The following is a 22,275-nucleotide window of genomic DNA, read 5'->3' as shown; positions in this document are numbered from 1 at the left end:
ATCCTCCGGGATTCGCGGAAACATCCGGTTAAGCGCGAAACACATCGTCCCCGACCGGGAAACAACGCCACCCGAACGCGACGGACCGGCCCCTACCCTCCCCGCAAAAGATCGGGCATAAGCAGGGCGACTCGTCAGCCTTGGAAAGGGAAAGTGATGCACGACATCCGCGCCATCCGCGAAAATCCGGCCGCATGGGACGCGGCGCTCTCCCGTCGCGGGGCGGAACCGATGTCGTCACAGGTGCTCGCGCTCGACGAGGCGCGCCGCGCCGCCATCCACGCCGCCGAAACCGCGCAAGCCGAGCAGAACAAGGCCTCGAAGGAAGTCGGCAAGGCCAAGGCCAGCGGCGATGAGGCCGAATTCGAGCGCCTGCGCGCTCTGGTCGGCCAGAAAAAGGCCGAAGTGGCCGACATGAACGAACAGGCGAAAGCGCTGGACACGCAGTTGACCGACCTGCTCATGGGCGTGCCCAACCTGCCGCTCGCCACCGTGCCCGACGGCGCGGACGAGGCCGACAACGTCGAACTCCGCCGCTGGGGCACGCCGCGCGCCTTCGATTTCACGCCGAAGGAACATTACGACCTGCCCGGCGTTCTGACGGGCATGGACTTCGAGACCGCCGCGAAGCTCTCCGGTTCGCGCTTCGTGGTGCTGAAGGGCGCCGTCGCCCGCATCCACCGGGCGCTGGCGCAGTTCATGCTCGACACCCACATCGACGACAACGACCTGCAGGAAACCTGGGCGCCCGTTCTGGTGAAGCCCGAGATGATGTACGGCACCGGCCAGCTGCCGAAATTCGGCGAGGACAGCTACGAGACGACCAACGGTTGGTGGCTGATCCCCACGTCCGAAGTCACTCTGACCAACACGGTGCACGGTGACACGGTGGAGGAAAGCACGCTGCCGCGCCGCCTCACCGCACATTCGCAGTGCTTCCGTTCGGAAGCAGGCAGCGCGGGCCGCGACACCGCGGGCATGCTGCGCCAGCACCAGTTCGAAAAGGTCGAGATGGTCACCATCTGCCATCCCGACGCTTGCGAGGACGAACACGACCGCATGACCCGCTGCGCCGAGGCCATCCTCGAAAAGCTCGGCCTGCCCTACCGCACCATGGTGCTTTGCACCGGCGACATGGGCTTTGGCGCGCAGAAGACGCATGACCTCGAAGTCTGGCTGCCCGGCCAAAACGCCTATCGCGAAATCTCCTCCGTCTCCACCTGCGGCGACTTCCAGGCGCGGCGGATGAACGCGCGGTTCAAGCCAGAGGGCGGTGGCAAGCCCGGCTTCGTCGGCACGCTGAACGGCTCCGGCCTCGCCGTCGGGCGCTGCCTGATCGCGGTGCTGGAAAACGGCCAGCAGGCAGACGGATCTGTTTCGCTCCCCGAAGCGTTGCACCCCTACCTCGGCGGGAAGACTCGCCTCACCGCAGAAGGTACGCTGGCTTGAAGATTACCGAACCGACGAAGACCCGCCTGCAAACTTTGGGCTGGGCCTGGGGCCTTGTGCTGGCCACCGCGGCTTTCGTCGGGTCGTATTTTCTCGTGCCCGGATTCAACGGATTCGAACCCGGGCAATTCCCCAGGGTGATCGACGAACCGCCGGTCCAGCCCTCCGGCTACGCCTTCGCGATCTGGGGGCTGATCTATCTCTGGCTGGTGATCGCCGCGCTCTTCGGCGCGATCCGGCGCGCAGAGGATAGTGACTGGTCCGCTTACCGTCCGTGGATGATCCTGAGCCTCGGCGTCGGCGCCACATGGCTGCCGGTGGCCTCGGTCTCACCGCTCCTGGCCACGGCGCTGATCTTCGCAATGCTGGCCGCGGCCCTGAAGGCGGTATTTCGTGTCGGCATCACAGACCGCTGGCTGCAACAGGCCCCGGTGGCGATCTACGCGGGCTGGCTGACGGCCGCGGCCTGCGTCGCGCTCGGCGTGGTGCTGGGCGGCTATGGCATTCTGCCGCCGACGCCCGCAGCGCTGCTGTCGCTCATCCTCGCGCTGCTCATCGCGCTGACCGTGCAATACCGCCTGCACCGCGCGCCGGAATACGGGCTGACGGTGATCTGGGCGCTGGTGGGCGTCATCGTACAGAACACCGACCCGCTGAACACTGCGGTCGTGGGCCTCTGCATCCTCGGAATCATCGCCATTCTCGGCCTGCGCGGCACCGATACCGAGTAGGTCCCGCCCCCAGCGCTGCGCCCGAACGCCCCCGACGTCCAGCCGTAAACAGACGCGACGCCCGCCGACCCGGCGCGGGCCTCTGTTTCTCTGCTTTGCAAATACTCACCCGTCACGGCATAGCCGTGACCCCGAGGCCCCGCCAACCGGCGGGGCCGAGACATCGCGTGCGCGGCCCCGGCAGGGCCGCGCACCGCGTCAGTCCTGCTTCTTTTGCAGCTTGCCCAGGTGCTTGCGGAGCGCGCCGGGCTTCTTAGGACGCCGCCCCTTGTAGGGGTTCTTGTCTGACTGACCGCGCATGTGCAGCCGGATCGGCGTGCCGGGCATGTCGAAATCCTCCCGCAAGCCGTTCACAAGGTAGCGCGAATAGCTCTCCGGCAGCTTGTCGGGGTGCGAACACATCACCACGAAACCCGGCGGGCGGGTCTTGGCCTGCGTCATGTAACGCAGCTTGATCCGCTTGCCCTGGGGGGCGGGCGGCGGGTGCCGCGCGACCATCGCCTCCAGCCAGCGGTTCAGGTTGCCCGTGGTGATGCGGCGGTTCCAGACGGCGTAGGCCTTCATGATGGCCTCCTGCAGGCGGTCCAGCCCCTTGCCCGTCCGGGCCGAGACCGTCACCAGCGGGGCACCGCGCAACTGCGGCAGGACCAGTTCGAACTGATCGCGCAGCCATTTCAGCTTTTCCTGCTTCTCGTCCTCGATGTCCCACTTGTTCACAGCAACGACGACGGCGCGTCCTTCACGCTCGGCCAGATCCGCGATCTTCAGGTCCTGCACCTCGAAGGGGATCGCGGCGTCCAGCAGTACCACCACGACCTCCGCGAATTTCACCGCGCGGATGCCGTCGGAGACAGACAGCTTCTCCAGCTTCTCCTGCACCTTGGCGCGACGGCGCATCCCCGCCGTGTCAAAGATCCGCATCGGCACGCCGTTCCACTCGTGGCTGATCGAAATCGCATCCCGCGTGATCCCCGCCTCGGGGCCGGTCAGCAGACGATCCTCGCCAATGATCTGGTTGATCAGGGTCGATTTTCCCGCGTTCGGACGGCCCACCACCGCGATCTGCAACGGCTTGGCCGCCGTCGGCACCGGAACGGCGCCATTCTCCAGTTCCTCGTCGGTCAGCGCCACGTCCGTTTCCGGCGCATCCGCTGCCGCGCGTTCCTCGAATTCCTCCGAGATCGGCAACAGCATGGAGTAAAGTTCGTTCATGCCCTCACCGTGCTCGGCGGACAGCCGCACCGGCTCGCCCAGACCCAGTTCGTAGGCCTCGAAGACCCCGGCATCGGCCGCGTTTCCCTCCGCCTTGTTGGCGGCCAGGATCACACGCCCCGCCCGCTTGCGCAGGATCTCGGCAAAGACCCGGTCATCCGGCAGCAGCCCGGTACGCGCATCGACGATGAAAAGGCAGACGTCCGCCATGTCCACCGCACGTTCTGTCAGTCGTCGCATCCGCGCGGGAAGCGAATCGTCGGTCTCGTTTTCCAGACCGGCGGTGTCGATGACGGTAAAGCGCAGGTCGCCCAGACGCGCAGCGCCTTCGCGCAGGTCGCGTGTCACGCCCGGCTGGTCGTCGACCAGCGCCAGACGCTTGCCCACAAGGCGGTTGAACAGGGTCGACTTGCCCACGTTGGGGCGCCCGACGATGGCAAGTGTAAAGGACATGGCTCTCGGCTCCACGGATCAAGAGGCGCAGATAACCCATATCGGCGCGCGGCGAAAGCCCCCGCGCCACCCCGATTTTCCCGGAAAGAACACCCTCGCCGACTGGCCGGGCGGGCCACCTCAGCGGAAGGCGTGCAGAACGCCCTTTTTGGACACGACATACAGCGTGCCATCGGCGACCACCGGCCGCGTCGTGGCGCCGCCCGGCACTTCGAGCGACGCAACCAATGCGCCGTTCGCCGGATCGAACGCCCGCACATACCCGTCAGAGCCCGCGACCATCAGGCGACCGCCCGCCATGACCGGCCCCATATTGGCATAGGCCGCATCGCGCCGCTTGTTGGGACGGCGCTTGGGCTTGTAGCCCGGCAGGTCGACTTTCCAGATTTCCGCGCCCGTGGCCGCGTCAAGCCGCACCAGCTGTTCCCGGTCGGAAACAAAGAACACCGAATCCCCCGCCGGCCACAGCGGCCCCAGCGCGCCGATGGGCGCGCTCCACAGCCGTTCGCCGTCGTAGACCGACATGGCGGCGACCTGACCCGAATGGTTGCCCGCGTAGACCACGTCCCCGGCGATCAGCGGATCGCCGGTCACGTCGTCGATGCCCGCCACGGTGACGCCCTGACGGCGCCCCAGCAGTTCGGAATTCCACATCCGCAGGCCACCCTGCCGGAACGCCCCCTGCACGGCGCCGGTGCCGAAGGCAAAGACCACGTGCTGGTCGCCCACCGCAGGCGCAGGCGCGCCCGCCACGTTGTTGATGTCGCCCTGCCCGTCGATCTGCCAGCGCACGCGGCCATTCCCGGCCTCGATCGCCCAGCCGGTCGTGTCGCCCGAAACGACATAGACCAGACCGTCGGCATAGCTCGGCGCGCCGGTGGCGGTGTTGCCCAGCTTCTGTTCCCACAGTTCGCCCCCCGTCGCCGGGTCAAGCGCCACGACCGATCCGTAGCCCGAGGAGACGAACAGGGTGCCCCCGCCCACGGCCAGCCCGCCGCCCTGACCCACCGGGGTCTTTTCGCGCGCGGGCGTCAGATCCTTCGACCACAGCACATCGCCCGAAGCGGACACCGCTCGCACGACGCTTTTGGAATCCATGGTAAAGACGCGGCCGTCCGCCACCACCGGGTCGGCGTTCAGCCGGCTGCGGCGGGTGTCGCCGGTACCGATGGAGGTCGAGAACAGCGGCTGCGGCGCCGCCGACAGCGCAGCGTTGGCCACTCGTGCCGAGGGCGTCACCGGGCTTTGCGACCAGTTCGCGTTCGTCACTGCCGGGGGCAGCGCTATGGCGCGGCTCTCGTTGACATGCACCGGATCAGCCGCGACCGCGCGCGTTTCCAGAACGTCGCGGACGTTCAGCCGTTCACCGGTCAGAACCGGGTCCTTCTCCGCACACCCGGCCAGGGCCGCAACGGCCAGCGTCGTCAGGATAAATGCCTTGCGCTGCATCGTCTTATCTCTCCAGCCCCGTCTTCTTCTCTCGTAACACCGGCCACCGCGGGCCGCCGCCCCATGGGACATGGGACCGCCGCGCTGTGTCCGACCGGCCCAGACCTGCTTTGGCGCCTTGGGACCACCTCGGGCTGCCTCAGGGGGTGCTCCAGGAGGATTCCCCGGGCGCCCGCAGGCCGTCTTGGGTCCGCTCAGGCCGGCTCGGGCAGCGTGCCACCCAGCGCCACAATCAACTGACTTGCCCGCTGACGCAAGCCCGCGGTGATCTCCGCATCGTCCAGCAGCGCGTTCAGGCGGGTCAGCGCCGCCTCCGTCTCGCCGGTCTCGATGTCGATCAACGCCAGTTGCTCCTCCGCCAGCAAGCGCAGCGGTTGTCCCGCCACGGCCAGCGCGTCAAAGCCCTCGCGCCGTTCCTCGGCAGGCAGCGTCTTTGTGCCAATCAGCAGCGCCTTGAATTCGGCGATCTGGCGGTAGATTGCGGGCACCTCGGTCCGGCCCGCCAGCATCCGCAACCGGGTAACAGCAGCCTCTGTCTCGCCCGCGTCGGCCTCCGCCTGCGCAGCCAGCATTTCCGCCACCACCTCGGCCTGAGCCGAGGGCGCCTCGATCCCCGCAAGGGCTTCGGCGCGCGCGGCGCCTTCCTTGCCATCGGCTGCGATGATCGCATCGCCAAAGGCCTGCGCGGCCGCGGTCTCCTGCGCGCGGGAATATTCCCGCCAGGCCGTGCCACCCACCAGCGCCAGAACGATCAGCACCGCGATCCAGCCGTATTTCCGCATTGCCGCGAAAAGCCGGTCGCGTTTGACCTCCTCGGTCACCTCTTCGATGAAACTGTCGGCGTCGCTCACCTGCGCCCCCCTTGCATTTTGCCCCCTCTTACAGGCTGACCCCGGACTTGCCAACACCACTCTCTGACACCTGGAGGACCATTGTCCCTGCCCCGTCCCGCGCCATTTCCGCCCCCTCGCCCGGCGCTCCTCACGGCTCCGACCCTGCCTGCAAGCGTGGCACTCCTGCCAGATCAAGGCAGGAAAAGACGCAAACAGGTCTGGAATCGATGCAAAACGCATTCGTCCGCCTTGCGGGTGCCGTAACGAGACCCTAAGAAACTGAACGAAACGGTTCAATCCGAACCGCGATACCGACCGTATACCGCCACACGTATACCAAAGCAGATTTGCCTGTCGGCCGCAGGGCACCCCGCCCGCGCGGCCCGCCGACATGAGGGACCGCCCACGCATGCGCATCGTTTCGATCATCACCGCCATCATCGTGGCCGCCGTCCTCTATGCCCTTGTGCTCCAGCGCGACGCCCTGATGGCCTTCTCCGGGCAAACCCCGAAGACGGAAGAGGAAACCGCCACCGCGACGGGGGAACCCGCGATCGAAACCGTCGGAACTTCTGCCGCCGCCACCGATCTGGCTCCGGGCACCGTCCGCGTCATGGCGCGCCACTCCACCGCCCGCGAGGTCGATGCCGCCGTGCAGTTGCGCGGCGAAACGCAGGCTGTCCGGCAGGTCGAGGTCCGCGCCGAAACCTCTGGCAAGATCGTTTCCGCCCCGCTGCGCAAGGGAACGCTTGTCGAGGCAGGGCAGCTTTTGTGCGAGGTCGATCCCGGCACCCGCGAGGTTTCCAAGCGCGAGGCTCAGGCCCGCCTGGCCGAAGCGCAGGCGCTGCTCCCCGAGGCCCGCGCCCGTCTGGCCGAAGCGCAGGCCCAGCTTCCCACCGCGCGCGCCCGAATCTCGGAGGCAAAGGCCGCCGTGCCCGCAGCCGAGGCCGCGCTGGCCGAGGCCCGCGCCGGTGTCCCCGCCGCCCGCGCCGCCCTGAAGGAGGCCGAGGCCCGCGTCCCCGAGGCCCGCGCCCGCCTGACCGAAGCCGAAGCCCGCGTGCCGGAGGCCGAAGCGCGTCTGGCCGAGGCCCGCGCCGGTGTTCCGGCCGCAGAGGCCCGCCTGAAGGAAGCGCAGGCCCGCGTCCCCGCCGCCCGTGCCTCCCTCGAAGAGGCCCACACCCGCGTCCCCGAAGCCGAGGCCCGCGTCCGGCAGGCGGAGGCCCAGCTGCACGAGGCCGAAATCAACCTCACCGCCGCCAAGTCGCTGGCCCGCGACGGCTTTGCCGCGCAGACCCGCCTTGCCTCCGCAGAAGCCGCGTATGAGACCGCCAAGGCCGCCGTGCAGACCGCGCAATCGGGGCTGAAATCCGCCGCCTCCGGTATCGAGGCAGCGAAATCCAACCTCGAAGGCGCGCTGGCCGGTGTCGAAACTGCCCGCTCCAACATCGAAAGCGCCCGCGCCTCCGTGCAGGCCGCGCAATCGGGCATCCGCAACGCGGAGGCCGGGGTAATCGCCGCCAAGACCCAGATCGAGAACGCCGCCGCCGGGGTCCAGACCGCCCGCAGTCAGGTGCAGGGCGCGGGGGCCCGCGTGTCCTCCGCCCTGTCGGGCATCGAGGGATCGAAGGCCGCCGTGATCTCCGCCAATTCGCAGCTCGAAAGCGCCGACGCCGGAGTTCAGGCCGCCATGACCGGCGAGGAAAGCGCCGCTTCCGCCATCCAGTCCGCAGAGGCCGGTGTCGCCGCCGCCGACAAGGAGATCGAACGCCTGCGCATCCACGCGCCCTTTGCCGGACTGTTGGAAACCGACACCGCCGAACTGGGCGCGCTGATGCAGCCCGCATCGGCCTGCGCCACGGTGATCCAGCTCGATCCGATCAAGATCGTCGCCTATGTGCCCGAAACCGCCGTCGGGCAGCTCGACCTTGGCGCGCGCGCCGGGGCGCGGCTGGTCGACGGTCGCGAGGTCACCGGAGAGGTCGCCTTCATCTCGCGCTCCGCCGATCCGGCCACCCGCACCTTTCGCGTGGAACTGGAGGTCGCCAACCCCGACCTGACCATCCGCGACGGCCAGACCGCCGATATCGCCATCGCCGCCGAGGGCGCGTCAGGCCACCTGATCCCGCAATCCGCCCTCACACTCGACGACGATGGCGAACTGGGCGTGCGGACAGTGACGCGGGAAAACACCGCGCTTTTCGTGCCCGTCTCTGTCCTGCGCGACACCCGCCGGGGCGTCTGGGTCACCGGCCTGCCGCAGTCCGCCGACATCATCCTGCTGGGCCAGGAATACGTCACAGACGGCGTGCCCGTGGCCCCCAGCTATGAGGAAGTCATCCAATGACCGGCATCATCGACTGGGCCGCCGCCCGTGCCCGGATGGTTCTCGCCTTCATCGCGCTCTCGCTGATCGCGGGCGGCTGGGCCTACGCCACCCTGCCGAAGGAGGGCGAACCGGACATCGAGATCCCCGCCCTTTTCGTTTCTGTCCCCTTCCCCGGCATCTCTGCCGCCGACAGCGAGAAACTGCTCGTCAAACCCATGGAAACGGAGCTGTCCGACCTCGACGGGCTGAAAAGCATGACCGGCACCGCCGCCGAAGGCTACGCCGGGCTCGCGCTGGAATTCGAATTCGGCTGGGACAAGACCAAGATCATCGCCGATGTGCGCGACGCGATGAACACCGCCGAGGGCAAGTTCCCCGACGGCGCCGAGAAATACACCATCAACGAAATCAACTTCTCCGAATTCCCGATCCTCATCGTGAACCTCTCCGGCCCGGTGCCCGAACGCACCATGGCCAAGGTGGCGAAGGATCTTCAGGACCGGGTCGAATCGCTCGACCCCGTGCTGCAGGCCGGCATTGCCGGCAACCGCGACGAGATGGTCGAGGTGGTCATCGACCCGCTGCGTTTGGAAAGCTACAACGTCACCGCCGCCGAACTGATCCAGGTCGTGCAGAACAACAACCAGCTGATCGCGGCGGGCGAGATCGAAACCGATCAGGGCGCCTTTGCGGTCAAGATCCCGGCCTCCTTCGAGGAAAGCCAGGACATCTACAACCTGCCGGTGAAGACCAACGGCCAGCGCACCGTGACGCTGGGCGAACTGGCCGACATCCGCCTGACTTTCGAAGACAGGCAGGGCACCGCGCGCTTCAACGGCGAAACGACCGTCGCGCTGCAGGTGGTCAAACGCAAGGGCTTCAACATCATCGACACCGCCGACGAGGTGCGCGCCGTCATCGCGGAGGCCGAGGCGAACTGGCCCCCCGAACTGCGCGCGGTACTGACCGTGGGCTCGTCGAACGACCAGTCCCGACAGGTCGAATCCATGGTTTCTCAGCTCGAAGGGTCCGTGCTGACCGCCATCGCACTGGTGATGATCGTGGTGCTGGCCTCGCTTGGACTGCGCCCGGCGCTGCTGGTGGGCTTTGCCATCCCGACGTCGTTCCTGCTGTGTTTCCTGCTGCTGGCACTGATGGGCATTTCCATCTCCAACATCGTCATGTTCGGCCTGATCCTCGCCGTGGGGATGCTGGTGGACGGCGCCATCGTGGTGGTCGAATACGCCGACAAGCGGATCGAGGAAGGCTCCGGCCCGATGCACGCCTACGTGGAGGCTGCGCACCGCATGTTCTGGCCTGTGGTGTCCTCGACCGCGACGACGCTCTGCGCCTTCCTGCCAATGCTGTTCTGGCCTGGCGTGGCGGGGCAATTCATGGGCATGTTGCCGGTCACGCTGATCTTCGTGCTGTCGGCGTCGCTGGTCGTGGCCCTTGTGTACCTGCCTGTCATGGGCGGCGTTTCGGGGCGCTGGTCGCGGCAGATCCACCGCATGGGTCAGGGGCTGCGCCGCGCCGCGCCGTGGTGGCTGCGCATCGCACTGGTGCCGGTGGCCCTGATCGGCCTCTACACCGGCGCGATGATGGTGCTGAACCCCGACTACATCGCCCCGAGGGCGTCGACGGGCTGGACGGCCGCCCTGCCCGGCGTCGTGGTCTTCCTGATCTTCTCGGTGATCTCGTCGGTGGTGCTGGACGCCGCCGCCCCCCAGCGCAAGCCCAAGCGCATCCGGGGCAGCTATCGCCGGTCTCCGTTCGGCCACGTGATCCACTTCATCGCGGGCAACCCGATCATGCCGCTGATGACCGCCGGTGCGGTGATCTTCTTCGTGGTCTTTACCTTTGGCTACTACGGGCAGAACAACAACGGCGTGAACTTCTTCGTGGACAGCGAACCGGAACAGGCGATCGTCTACGTCCGCGCGCGGGGCAACCTGTCTCTCGCGGAAAAGGACGCCATCGTGCAGCGCGCCGAGGAAATCGTGCTGGCCGATCCCGGCATCCAGAACGCCTTCGCCTTTGCAGGCGACGGCGGGCTGACCAACAACACCGGCGGGGCGGAGGCACCGAAGGACACCATCGGTCAGATCCAGCTGGAAACAATCCCCTGGGAGGACCGCGCCGCTTACGCTGCCTCCCACGCGGAGGACATCACGCTCGACGACCTTGACGGCGATGTGATCATAGACCGCCTGACGACGCAACTGGAGGCGATCCCCGGCATCGAGGTTGAAATCCTCGCCCAGGCGCGCGGCCCGGCGTCCGGCAAACCCGTGCACCTGCGGCTGATGGGCGACGACTGGGACGCCCTTGTCGCCGCCACCGCCACCGCGCGCGAGAAATATGCGCAGACGCCCGGCCTCACGCTGATCGAGGACACCCGCCCCCTGCCCGGCATCGACTGGCAGATCGACGTGGATGTGGAAAAGGCCGGGCTCTACGGCGCCGACGTGGCCACCGTGGGCGCCATGGTGCAACTCGTGACGCGGGGCATCCTGCTCGACACCATGCGCGTGGACAGCTCCGACGAGGAAATCGACATCCGCGTGCGCCTGCCGGAGGAGGACCGCGTGCTGTCCACCCTCGATTCGCTGAAGGTGCGTACACCTTCGGGCCTCATCCCCCTGTCGAACTTCATCACCCGCACCCCGGTCGAAAAGCTGGCCGAGATCAACCGCATCGACCAGAAACGTTATTTCGACGTGAAGGCGGACGTGGCCGACAGTCTCGTGAAGGTCATTGCTCCCGGCGATGACCCCGCGCAGCAGGCCGCCGCCCCGGCGCTTGCCGTGCTGGCCACCGCTCCCGATGGCGCCTCCGGCCCGGAGACCATCGCGGGCCGAGCGGAGAAACGCTACACCGCCGTCACCCTGCCCTCGGACCAGACCATCAAGGACATCGCCGAGGGCCTGCAATCGGGCAGTCTGACCGCGATCCCGATCACCGCCAACGAACGCATTGCCGTGCTGACGGACTGGCTCCAGACCGACCCGCTGCCCAACGGCATCGATTGGGAATGGACCGGCGACCAGGAGGATCAGGCCGAAAGCCAGGCCTTCCTGCAATCCGCCTTCATGGGGGCGCTCGGGCTGATGTTCATCATCCTGCTGGCGCAGTTCAACTCCTTCTATAATTCGGTTCTGGTGCTGCTCGCCGTGATCATGTCCGTGGCGGGCGTGCTCTGGGGGATGATCCTGATGGACCAGTATTTCTCCATCATCATGACCGGCGTCGGCATCGTGGCGCTGGCGGGCATCGTGGTGAACAACAACATCGTGCTGATCGATACCTTCCAGGAATACTCCACCTTCATGCCCCGGATCGAGGCCATCGTGCGCACCGCCGAGGACCGCATCCGCCCCGTTCTGCTGACCACGATCACCACCATGGCGGGACTTGCGCCAATGATGTTCGGCCTCAGCCTCGACTTCTTCGGCGGCGGTTATTCCGTCGACAGTCCGACGGCGCTCTGGTGGAAGAACCTCGCCACGGCAGTGGTCTTCGGCCTTGGCATCGCCACGGTGCTGACGCTGGTCTTCACCCCTTCGATGCTGGCCATCCGCATCTGGGCCACGACCTACGTCAAGTGGATCGCCACGCAGCTTGCCCGGCTCTCCTTCGGGCGCGGCTCGCGCATCGCCCGCGACTGGGCGCTGGCGCGCGAGGCTCGGCGGATCAAGGCACCGGAAATCCTCTGGGAAGACCTCGACCGTCCGGCGAGGGTTGCGGTGGACCCGGAACTGCGCGCGGCGGAGTGACCCTCCATCCTTCGCTTCTCCAGATTGGTCAGGAGGACGGGCCTTCATCCGAAACACATAATACGGAGCGTCATTGTCCGCCCCTTTCCAGCGCGTCCCGGGATGGGCCAACGTCCCGGGACGACTTGAGTGAGGTCATTGCAGTCAGGGTGAGAATCGTCAGACGCTCGCGCTGCATGCGCGCACTGGAACACCTCCCCGGTCTGCCCACGACAAAAGGCGCGCCCTGCAAAGGACGCGCCCTGTCTGACCGGATCAGAGCCGGATCAGTTTCCCGTGGACTCCGCCGCGATGCCGGATTCGCCCTGCGCGGGCGCGGTCTCGCCGGGCACGGCTTCCATCGCCGGAGCAGACTCCTGCGTGGTGCCGCCGTCCTGCGTAACGAGACCGGGCTCCGATTGCTCCACCGTCGAGGAGGTCGTTTCGGGCACGGTTTGCGTATCATCCGGGCCGGTCGCGGCGACGAATTCATAGGCCACGTATATCAGCAGCAGCAGCGCCGCCACGATGACGCCCAGCTTCATGCCGCCCAGCGGCACGCGGTGCCGGCGTTCCTGTTTGTGGATATTCGTATGCGGTGCAGACATGGTTGCCTCCTGTGCAAATTTCGCGCGAGCAGCCGGTTGCCGCTCCTGTCTTGCAGGCATAACACTTGGCCGAAGGCGCCGGTTCCGTCCCCACGCGAACCCCGGCATGAAACCGCCACACAAACACCACGCGAAGAGGAGAGCACGCCATGAAGGACCAGTCCGCACAGGTTGCCCCGGAAACCGTCTACCTCAAGGATTACACCCCCTTCGGCTGGATCATCGAAAGCGTCCACCTCACCTTTCGCCTCGCGCCCGAGGCGACGCGCGTCCTGTCGCGCATCCGTTTCGCCCCGAACCCGGACGCGCCGGCGCAGGACTTCTTCCTGCACGGAGAGGCACTTTCGTTGATCTCCGCAAGCATCGACGGCACGCCGGTCGACCCGCAGGTCACGCCGCAGGGTCTGACCGTCGCGGTCCCCGATAGCGCCTTTACCTGGGAGGCGGAGGTCGAAATCGCCCCCGCGAAAAACACCGCTCTCGAAGGGCTTTACATGTCGAACGGCATGTATTGCACGCAATGCGAGGCCGAGGGTTTTCGCAAGATCACCTTCTACCCCGACCGCCCCGACGTGATGTCCATCTTCACCGTGCGCATCGAGGGCGAGGAAAAAGTCAAACTGTCGAACGGCAATCCGGGCAAGACCGGCGAAGGCTTTGCCGAATGGCACGACCCCTGGCCGAAACCGGCCTACCTCTTTGCGCTGGTCGCGGGCGATCTGGTCAGCCACCCCGATGCCTTCACCACGAAATCCGGCCGCGACGTCGATCTCAACATCTGGGTCCGCCCCGGCGACGAGGACAAATGCGCCTTTGGCATGGAGGCGCTGAAGAAGTCGATGACCTGGGACGAGGACGTTTACGGACGTGAATACGATCTCGACGTGTTCAATATCGTCGCGGTCGACGATTTCAACATGGGCGCGATGGAAAACAAGGGGCTGAACATCTTCAATTCCTCCTGTGTCCTCGCCTCGCCGGAGACCTCGACAGACGCGAATTTCGAACGCATCGAAGCGATCATCGCGCATGAATATTTCCACAACTGGACCGGCAACCGCATCACCTGCCGCGACTGGTTTCAGCTGTGCCTGAAGGAGGGTCTGACGGTCTACCGCGACAGCCAGTTCACCTCCGACATGCGCTCCGCCCCGGTCAAACGCATCGAAGACGTCATCGATCTGCGCGGGCGCCAGTTCCCGGAGGATCAGGGACCGTTGTCGCATCCGGTGCGGCCAGAAAGCTTTCAGGAAATCAACAACTTCTACACTGCCACCGTCTACGACAAAGGCGCCGAGGTCATCGGTATGCTCAAGCGGCTGGTGGGCGACGAGGCCTATTCGAAGGCGGTCGACCTCTACTTCGACCGCCACGACGGGCAGGCCTGTACCATCGAGGACTGGCTGAAGGTATTCGAGGATGCGACGGGCCGCGATCTGGCGCAGTTCAAGCGCTGGTACACCCAGTCCGGCACCCCCCGCGTTGCCGTCTCCGAGCGCTTCGAGGGCGACACCTACACGCTGACCTTCCGGCAGCATTCGCCCGACACGCCGAACCAGAAGGACAAGCAGCCCCAGGTCATCCCCATCGCCGTCGGTCTGCTGAACCCGAACGGCGACGAGGTGCTGCCGACCACGGTCCTGGAGCTTAACGATTCTGAACAATCGTTTAACTTCAAAGGTTTCGCCGCGAAACCTGTACCTTCGATCCTGCGCGGCTTCTCCGCCCCCGTGGTGCTGGAACGGGACACTACCCCGCGCGAAAAGGCGTTTCTTCTGGCGCATGATACCGACAGCTTCAATCGCTGGGAGGCCAACCGCGACCTCGCCCGCGATTGCCTTCTGGCGATGATCCTAGACGGCGCGGGCCCGGACACCGCCTGGCTTGACGGGCTGGAAGCGGTGCTGCGCGACGACAGCCTCGACCCTGCCTACCGTGCTCTGATGATGGCCGGGCCCTCGGCGGCGGAACTGGCGCAGGTCCTGTACGCACGCGGCCACACCCCCGACCCGGAGGCGATCCATCAGGCCGGCGAGACCCTGGCCCAGTTCAAGTCCGAACGCTGGGTCGACCTCCTCCCCCGCTTGGCCGAAGAATCCCGCGTCACCGGCGCCTATACCCCCGACGCGGAACAATCCGGCAAGCGCGCGCTGGCCTCCGCCGTGCTGTCGCTTCAGACCCGGCTCGACGGTGGCAAGGCCGCCGCGGAGCAGTTCGCGGCAGCGGACAACATGACGCTGCAGCTTGCCGCTCTGGGCCAGATGGTGAAGTCCGGCACCGGGGAGGCTGCGCTGGAGGACTTCTACGCGCAGTGGAAGCACGACCGGCTGGTGATGGACAAATGGTTCGGGCTTCAGGTCGCCGCCCTGCCGCCGGAGGAGGCGGTGGAACGTGCCGAAAGGCTGACCCGCCACCCGGATTTCACCATCACCAACCCCAACCGGTTTCGTGCCACGCTGGGCGCCCTGGCCGGATCACACGCTGCCTTCCACCGCAAGGACGGCGCGGGCTACCGGCTGCTGGCCGAGATGCTGATCCGCCTCGACGATCTGAACCCGCAGACCACCGCGCGGATGTGCGCGGCATTTCAGACGTGGAAGCGGTACGATTCCGCACATCGGGCATTTGCCAGAGCGGAGCTGGAACGGATCAAGGCCAAACCAAAGCTGAGCCGGGATACCGACGAGATGGTGAGCCGGATCCTCAACGGCTGAGGCCGGTGCGGTTTCGCCTGGCGCTACGCGCAAGGCGATCCGTGCGGGGGCTCTGCCCCCGCACCCCCGGAGGTATTTCCACCAAGAAGACGCGGAAGGGGTGTCCCTTCCCCACCAGGGCTTGTGGGGGCCGTGATCACTGGACTAGGATCGCCGCCGGGCAGCGGCCTCCGGACCGGAGCGCAGACCCGCGCAGGAGGGGGCCGGGGGGGGATTTCATGAGCGGACTTTTGATCGTCACCGGGGCCTCGGCCGGAATCGGGGCAGCGACAGCACGAATGGCGGCGTTTTCCGGATGGTCGCGCATTGTCGTGCACTACGGCCAGGACAAGCAGGGCGCGGAGGAAACGGCGGCGGTCGTCGAGAGCATGGGCGGGCAGGCCTACCTCTTTCAGGCGGACGTCTCAAAGCCCAAGGCTATTGCGCGCATGTTCGAAAAGCTCTCCGACATCAAGCCCGGGCGCGTCGGGCTGGTCAATAATGCGGGTATCGTCGGAAAGAATGCCTCGCTTGCGGATCTGACGCCGGAGCGGGTCGAAAAGGTCTTTGCCGTCAATGTGTTCGGAGCGATCGAGGTGGCCCGGCAGGCTGTCGGGCTCATGCGCGGCTGGGGCGCGGGTGGCGCTATCGTCAATGTCTCCTCCGCGGCTGCACGGTTGGGAGCGCCCAATATGTACGTCGATTACGCGGCATCCAAGGGGGCCATCGACACGCTGACATTGGGACTGGCGGATGAACTGGCGCCCGAGGGCATACGGGTCAACGCCATCCGTCCCGGCCTGATCGCCACGGCCATCCACGCCAAGGGTGGCGTCCCCGACCGGCTGGAAAAGATCGGCCATACCCCGCCCATGGGCCGCCCTGGCACACCGGAGGAATGCGCCGAGGCGATCCTCTGGCTGCTGTCGGAGCGGGCCTCCTATGTGACGCGCAGTATCCTCGATGTCGCGGGGGGGCGGTAATGAAAATGGCAAGAAGGTTAACGACGACCCCGGGAATGGTTAAGTCGCGGTAACTATCCACTAAACAGATCATAAACGGCGCGGGGGCCTTTCTTTCGCACGCAGATGCCCCAACTTGTACATGCTGCGTCCTGCATGCAACACGGTGCCGCACCGGCCCGGACGCCAAGAAAACTGGACAGGAACCGGAGCCTCTGTCATGGAAACCTTACGCAAACGTGATCGTGGCTGACGCATGAAAGACCGTATCGACCCCCTGATCGAGGAACGTGCCCCCTGGTTTGTCCGGGAAAACGCCTTTGTCGCCGCTGCCCGCGCCGTTCTGGAGCGGGTCCTTCAATACGACCGCACGCTGGACGTGGCCGCGCAACTGGAACACATTAGCGCGCAGGACGGTTTTCGTCTCCTGGGCGAGATGGTCTACCGAGATGTGGAGGTCGCGGGTCTGCACAATATCCCGCGTCAGGGCCCGGCGCTGATCGTGTCGAACCACCCCACCGGGCTGGCCGACGGAGTCATGCTGTACAACGCGCTGGCGGAAATCCGGCCCGACACCTACTTCTTTGCCAACAAGGACGTGGTGCGCGTGCTGCCGCAACTCGACGACATAATCTGTCCGGTGGAATGGCGGCAGGAAAAACGTTCCCACGCGAAAACGCGCGAGACCATGGCCTATTGCCGCGCGGCGGTGGAGCAAGGGCGGCTTGGGGTGATCTTTCCCTCCGGGCGTTTGGCGAAGCGTCGCGGGCTGTCCCTGCACGAACGCCCGTGGATGGCCTCGGCGGCGATGATCGCGCGCAAACTGGAAATGCCGGTGATCCCGGTAAACATCCGGGCGCGCAACTCGGTCATGTTCTACCTCTTCGATCTGCTGCACCCGACGTTGCGCGACATTTCGCTGTTTCACGAAACGCTGAACAAGGCACGCCAGCCCTTCCGCATCACAATCGGGGAGCCGATTTCTCCCTCCGCCCTGCCGGCGAAATCCGAGGAGGGCATCGAAATACTGCGCCGCGCGGCGCTGGCGCTTGGCGGGCCGAAGGCCCCGGCGGTTTCGCTGCTTGACGCGAGCCGGCGACCCAGTTGGCGCAAGGCCTGAGAGGGGCATCGGAACGGCCCCAGGTCGGCAGAGAGACACAAGAGCGGAACGTGCCGGGCCGGCCCCGCGCTTGATCTTGATGCGAAAAAGGCCCCCTCGCGGGGGCCTTTGCTGTTCAGGGAGCTATCGCGGGTGTTCAGAGCGGTCGGGCGGGGCGTGTATGGGCCCGAAGGTCCAGCGAGCGTTCCTGCCCGGACTGGGTGCTGAGCACTGGCATGTCCATCGCTTCTCGCACGGGCTGCTCGGCCTGCGGGAGAATCCGGTCGATGCGGGCACGGGCGACAACAACATCGGGGCGCGCCTCCGGCCGGATCTCGGCGTATTGCGCCATTTCCCGGTCGTGCCTTGCCTGTTCGGCGCGAGCCATCAGCCCTTCGGTGCGGGCCAGCGGGCGCAGCGAGCGTGGCAGACCGGCGCAATAGCTTTGCTTTCGGGTCCAGGCCATCATGTCGGATCGCTTCTTGCGGGAGTGGAACGGCCCCCAGTCCGCCGCCACGCCGCGCATGTTCGCGCTGATGACGCGATCGCGCGCCACGGTGCGCGACATGATTCGGAAGGCGCAGGACAGGTTGGCCTCCGGGTTCTTCAGGGCATCGCCGGTGCGCGCCCGGCAGCCGTAGCCGCGCGCGGTGCCGGGCAGGATCTGCGTCAGACCGTACCACAACCCGCCGCCACCGACCGCTGTGGGACGGTGGGTGCTTTCGTGCCATGACAGCGCGGAAATCAGGCCGACCCAGAAGGCCTCCCGTTGCTCCCGTGTCGCACTCGGATAAGAAGGACAATAATTTGCTATATCCTTTGGTACGATATCGGGTAGATTGTGAGCATGGGTTCGCAAGGCCTTGAGAGAGGCCAGCGTCCAGTGCTTGCGACCTGGTTTCGCGTCCCAGCGGGCCTTCGGCACCGTGAGGCGTCGGGTGACGGGGCGCAACGAGACAGAGACCGCCTGGTCAGATCCGACTTCAGGCGATGCGGGCCCGGCAGGCACGGTGAGCGGATTGGCATCCGCTGGCGTCCAGACCGACACTGTCCCGATGAGCGTGATAAGGGCAGCAACACGCAACATGACGGCGCGAGGCTGCATATAATTGCTTGTCTTGGCAAGACCCGTGATGGTCGCAGCCTTACCCGAATCTGTGGGGAATAGGGCGGTTTCGGCAAAACTTTGCCGGATCTGCGCCCGGGAATGACCCGAGAAAGACCAGACGTGCGCCCGGTCCCGTTCCGGATGGCGCCCCGATTTGGCCGCGATGGGGCGCGATTGTGCGGCAATAGCTGCCCCGTCGCTGGGGGGAGGCGTTGGACCGGCCCCTACCGCTTGGTCCTCGATGTCCATGTCCCCGGCGACCCCACCCCTGTTGTCCGTGCCCCTGCCGTTCATGGTGTCCTTTGTTCCCCTTCCCCCCGCGGCCATGGCGTTGTGTGCCAGGCAGCGAATCTGCGAGTATCCCTGCCCTTGGCCCGCTTCACCCTGCCGTATTTCCATGCCCGGCGCCCCCCGCACCCCGGCCCGCCCCTTGATGCGAGGGCGCAGCCCTGGCGCCGCGCGGCGCCCGAGGCGCCCGGGGCGGCCGGCCCGGTTGCCGCGGGCGTTTCCGACGCATGGCGCGGGACGGGCGGAACGACGTGGCAGGCTCCGGGCGTGGGCAGCGTGCCGCCGCTGCGACCTCGGGTGGAGATCCCGGTGCGCGACCCTGCCCCGGAAGCCGCCGCCCACAGGGCCGTGTTGGAGCGTGGCCGCCACCTCGCCCGGCAGGACGCATGGGACACCCTCGCCGCAGAGATGCGCGCGGCCGAGGCGGAAGGCCAGCTGACGCCGGGACTGACGCCGCTGGCGCACCTTCTTGCCCTCGGGGCGCGGGCCGATGTGGTCGAGGCCGCCCGCACCGCCATTGCGCGTGGGGAAACGGCCCGGGTCTGCGCATCCCTCAATGCGTTCGAGGCCTGCCTTGGCGACGAGCCGGATACGGACCAGCCGCAGCTGACATACGTGGTGGCCATGGCGCATGTGGAGACGGCGCGGGCCTGGCGTGGTGGCTCAAAGGCTGCGAGGCTGGCCGAACCGCGCCGCGCCGCATGGGCGCATCATATGGGATGCGCGGCGCATATGGCGGACCGTTTCGACCCGTTCGAACAGCATTCCGTGCTCTGGGCGGCGCTGCGCTGCGCCGTGCTGGAGGCGGACCCGGCCCCCGCCACGCGCTTTGCCGACGACTACGAGGATCTGATCGAGCTCGACCCGCGCCTTCCCGCAAGCATGAAGGCGCTCGGCCGCGAGGCCCTGCCCGACCGCCGTGGTTCGTGGTCGATACTGGACCGCGAGGCCCGCCGCGTCGCTGCCCAGACACGCGAGGCCTGGGGCATGGCGGGGTACGCATGGGTCGCCATGGGCGCAGCGGAATGCGACCTCGCCGCCTTTCACCGTCTGGACGGCAACCTGTTTTGCGAGGGCCTGCACGAGATCCTCGAACGCTGCCCGACGCAGGACATGGCCAACCGCCTCGCCGCCTTCACCGGATTGACGGTGGGCCAGTTTCCGGGCGCGCCGCCCGCGCACCGCTGGGTGGCGGATTGCTTCGGCTGGATCACGCAGGATCACCTGCGGGAGCTTCATCCGCTTATCTGGGCAGAGGCACGCACCCCCGGCCGTCGCCTCGGCAGTGAAGGCGACGATCTGGAAAAGCGCGGTCGCATCCGCGCCTGGTCCTCGCTTGCCGACTACTACGCCCCCGCGCTGGAGGCGGGCCGCCGCCTCGTCTTTGCCCCGGACGGCGTGCGCATGGTGAAGGAGTAGGACCGGACACGGGGCCAGTGCCCCCTCCGTCGTTTCTACCCCCGGCACGCCCCTCGCCTGCCTCCGGCAAGACCCGCACCGCACCGGTGCCACGCACCATGGGCCAACAGTCTTGCCCCCGCGCGCCCGCTGGATTAAGCCCCCGGATGACCCTTTCCACTGAGGACACGCCATGCTGGACCTGACATTCGAGACCCCCAAGCCCAAGGTGATCGCGGGCGCGAAGCACGACTGGGAACTGGTCATCGGCATGGAGGTACACGCCCAGGTCGCCAGCCGGTCAAAGCTCTTTTCCGGCGCCTCCACGAAATTCGGCGCGGAGCCCAACTCCAACGTCGCCTTCGTCGATGCCGCCATGCCGGGGATGCTCCCCGTCATCAACGAATACTGCATTGAACAGGCGGTGCGCACCGGGCTCGGCCTCAAGGCCGCGATCAACCTGACTTCGGCGTTTGACCGCAAGAACTATTTCTACCCCGACCTGCCGCAGGGCTACCAGATTTCGCAGCTCTATCACCCGCTGGTGGGCGAGGGTGAGATCATTGTCGACATGGAACCGGGCATCGCCCGCCTTGTGCGCGTGGAACGCATCCATGTCGAACAGGACGCCGGCAAATCCATTCACGACATGGACCCGCACATGTCCTTTGTCGACCTCAACCGCACGGGCGTCGCGCTGATGGAAATCGTCAGCCGCCCCGACATACGTGGTCCTGAAGAGGCCGCCGCCTATATCGCCAAGCTGCGCCAGATCCTGCGCTACCTCGGCACCTGCGACGGCAACATGCAAAACGGCAGCATGCGCGCGGACGTGAACGTGTCGATCTGCCTGCCCGGCGCCTACGAACGCTACCAGGAAACGCAGGATTTCTCGCACCTCGGCACGCGCTGCGAAATCAAGAACATGAATTCCATGCGGTTCATCCAGGCCGCCATCGAGGTCGAGGCCCGCCGCCAGATCGCCATCGTCGAAGCGGGCGGCAAGGTCGATCAGGAAACCCGCCTGTATGACCCGGACAAGAACGAAACGCGGTCCATGCGGTCGAAGGAAGAGGCGCACGATTACCGCTACTTCCCCTGCCCCGATCTGCTGCCGCTGGAGATCGAGCAGGCCTGGGTCGACGACATCAAAGCCTCCCTGCCGGAACTCCCGGACGAGAAAAAGGCGCGTTTCGTGACCGATTTCGGGCTTTCCGACTACGATGCGGGCGTGTTGACCGCCGAAGTGGTGAACGCAGATTTCTTTGAAAAGGTCGCCGCCGGAGCCGGTGACGGCAAGCTCGCCGCCAACTGGGTGATCAACGAACTCTTCGGTCGCCTGAAGAAAGAGGACCATTCGATCGAGGACAGCCCGGTGTCGCCGGAGCAGCTGGCCGGGATCATCCGCCTGATCAAGTCGGACGCCATCTCCGGCAAGATCGCCAAGGACCTCTTCGAGATCGTCTATACCGAAGGCGGCGACCCGGAGAAGATCGTCGAAGAGCGCGGCATGAAGCAGGTCACCGATACCGGCGCCATCGAAACGGCGGTGGACGAGATCATCGCCGCCAATCCGGCGCAGGTCGAGAAAGCGCAGCAGAACCCCAAGCTTGCCGGCTGGTTTGTCGGTCAGGTGATGAAGGCCACCGGCGGCAAGGCGAACCCGAAGGCGGTCAACGAGATCGTCATGAGCAAGCTCGGCCTCTGAGCCACGGCTGATTTCGGCGGGGTCGCGGCCCCGCCTGCTTCCGCGCGACCTTTGCGGTCGCAACGCGGCGCACGCGTTTCTGCCACGAACATGCCATTCGTTAACCATAGGTAAGGAATCCCGGACTATCCCGGCGATCTCCCGCTGCGTAGCCTCAGGTCACGCCCGTCGGCGCGGTTTCCCCCGCCGGTCAGGGCGAGCTT

The 22,275-nt window shown here is 66.5% G+C and carries 14 protein-coding genes; 9 read left to right on the top strand and 5 right to left on the bottom strand.

Features of this window, described 5'->3' with window-relative positions:
- Positions 1-156 precede the first annotated feature (156 nt).
- Both serS and J5474_RS04575 read left to right on the top strand, forming a co-directional pair.
- Complete coding sequence (gene serS, locus J5474_RS04580) at positions 157-1,449, top strand: serine--tRNA ligase (protein WP_209359630.1); 1,293 nt, start codon at positions 157-159, stop codon at positions 1,447-1,449.
- Between the two features lie 2 nt (positions 1,450-1,451).
- Entirely contained in the window at positions 1,452-2,180 is a 729-nt protein-coding gene (locus J5474_RS04575) for a hypothetical protein (RefSeq protein WP_425342862.1), read from the top strand.
- A 198-nt stretch (positions 2,181-2,378) separates the two neighbouring features.
- Here the strand turns inward: J5474_RS04575 and der are convergent, their stop codons facing one another.
- The 3 genes from der to J5474_RS04560 all read right to left on the bottom strand — a co-directional run bounded on the left by der (position 2,379) and on the right by J5474_RS04560 (position 6,145).
- Positions 2,379-3,845: a ribosome biogenesis GTPase Der gene (der, locus tag J5474_RS04570; RefSeq protein WP_209359629.1), complete on the bottom strand. Its 1,467-nt coding sequence runs from the start codon at positions 3,843-3,845 to the stop codon at positions 2,379-2,381.
- A gap of 120 nt (positions 3,846-3,965) precedes the next feature.
- Positions 3,966-5,294 carry an outer membrane protein assembly factor BamB family protein gene (locus J5474_RS04565; protein WP_209359628.1) on the bottom strand — a complete coding sequence of 443 codons (1,329 nt, stop codon included), beginning with the start codon at positions 5,292-5,294 and terminating at the stop codon, positions 3,966-3,968.
- A gap of 194 nt (positions 5,295-5,488) precedes the next feature.
- Positions 5,489-6,145 (bottom strand): tetratricopeptide repeat protein, encoded by a 657-nt coding sequence (locus J5474_RS04560; RefSeq protein WP_209359627.1) that lies wholly within the window; start codon positions 6,143-6,145, stop codon positions 5,489-5,491.
- A gap of 391 nt (positions 6,146-6,536) precedes the next feature.
- Between J5474_RS04560 and J5474_RS04555 the strand changes: the two genes are divergently transcribed.
- Together J5474_RS04555 and J5474_RS04550 are read left to right on the top strand one after the other, a co-directional pair.
- Complete coding sequence (locus J5474_RS04555; RefSeq protein WP_245216235.1) at positions 6,537-8,471, top strand: efflux RND transporter periplasmic adaptor subunit; 1,935 nt, start codon at positions 6,537-6,539, stop codon at positions 8,469-8,471.
- Positions 8,468-12,229 carry an efflux RND transporter permease subunit gene (locus J5474_RS04550; protein WP_209359626.1) on the top strand — a complete coding sequence of 1,254 codons (3,762 nt, stop codon included), beginning with the start codon at positions 8,468-8,470 and terminating at the stop codon, positions 12,227-12,229. The genes J5474_RS04555 and J5474_RS04550 overlap by 4 nt, the downstream gene beginning before the upstream one ends.
- Positions 12,230-12,495: 266 nt before the next feature.
- Here J5474_RS04550 and J5474_RS04545 read toward each other — a convergent pair whose 3' ends face one another.
- Complete coding sequence (locus J5474_RS04545) at positions 12,496-12,816, bottom strand: hypothetical protein (protein ID WP_209359625.1); 321 nt, start codon at positions 12,814-12,816, stop codon at positions 12,496-12,498.
- Positions 12,817-12,965: 149 nt separating this feature from the next.
- On the opposite strand from J5474_RS04545, the gene pepN reads away from it, so the two are divergent.
- The 3 genes from pepN to J5474_RS04530 all read left to right on the top strand — a co-directional run bounded on the left by pepN (position 12,966) and on the right by J5474_RS04530 (position 17,591).
- Positions 12,966-15,530: an aminopeptidase N gene (gene pepN / locus J5474_RS04540; protein WP_209359624.1), complete on the top strand. Its 2,565-nt coding sequence runs from the start codon at positions 12,966-12,968 to the stop codon at positions 15,528-15,530.
- A 218-nt stretch (positions 15,531-15,748) separates the two neighbouring features.
- Complete coding sequence (locus tag J5474_RS04535; RefSeq protein WP_209359623.1) at positions 15,749-16,492, top strand: SDR family oxidoreductase; 744 nt, start codon at positions 15,749-15,751, stop codon at positions 16,490-16,492.
- A gap of 235 nt (positions 16,493-16,727) precedes the next feature.
- Positions 16,728-17,591 (top strand): lysophospholipid acyltransferase family protein, encoded by an 864-nt coding sequence (locus tag J5474_RS04530; RefSeq protein WP_209359622.1) that lies wholly within the window; start codon positions 16,728-16,730, stop codon positions 17,589-17,591.
- 136 nt (positions 17,592-17,727) lie between these two features.
- On the opposite strand, the gene J5474_RS04525 is transcribed toward J5474_RS04530, so the two are convergent.
- Positions 17,728-18,657, bottom strand: coding sequence for a transglycosylase SLT domain-containing protein (locus J5474_RS04525; RefSeq protein ID WP_209359621.1), 930 nt, complete (start codon positions 18,655-18,657; stop codon positions 17,728-17,730).
- Between the two features lie 618 nt (positions 18,658-19,275).
- Between J5474_RS04525 and J5474_RS04520 the strand changes: the two genes are divergently transcribed.
- Positions 19,276-20,385 (top strand): hypothetical protein, encoded by a 1,110-nt coding sequence (locus J5474_RS04520; RefSeq protein ID WP_209359620.1) that lies wholly within the window; start codon positions 19,276-19,278, stop codon positions 20,383-20,385.
- 172 nt (positions 20,386-20,557) lie between these two features.
- Positions 20,558-22,072 (top strand): Asp-tRNA(Asn)/Glu-tRNA(Gln) amidotransferase subunit GatB, encoded by a 1,515-nt coding sequence (gatB, locus tag J5474_RS04515; protein ID WP_209359619.1) that lies wholly within the window; start codon positions 20,558-20,560, stop codon positions 22,070-22,072.
- The last annotated feature ends 203 nt before the right edge of the window (positions 22,073-22,275 follow it).

It is taken from the genome of Sagittula salina (assembly GCF_017813235.1).
Classification (GTDB): domain Bacteria; phylum Pseudomonadota; class Alphaproteobacteria; order Rhodobacterales; family Rhodobacteraceae; genus Sagittula; species Sagittula salina.
The sequence above is the reverse complement of the archived record's forward strand: the minus strand, read 5'-3'. Positions and strand labels throughout refer to the sequence as shown.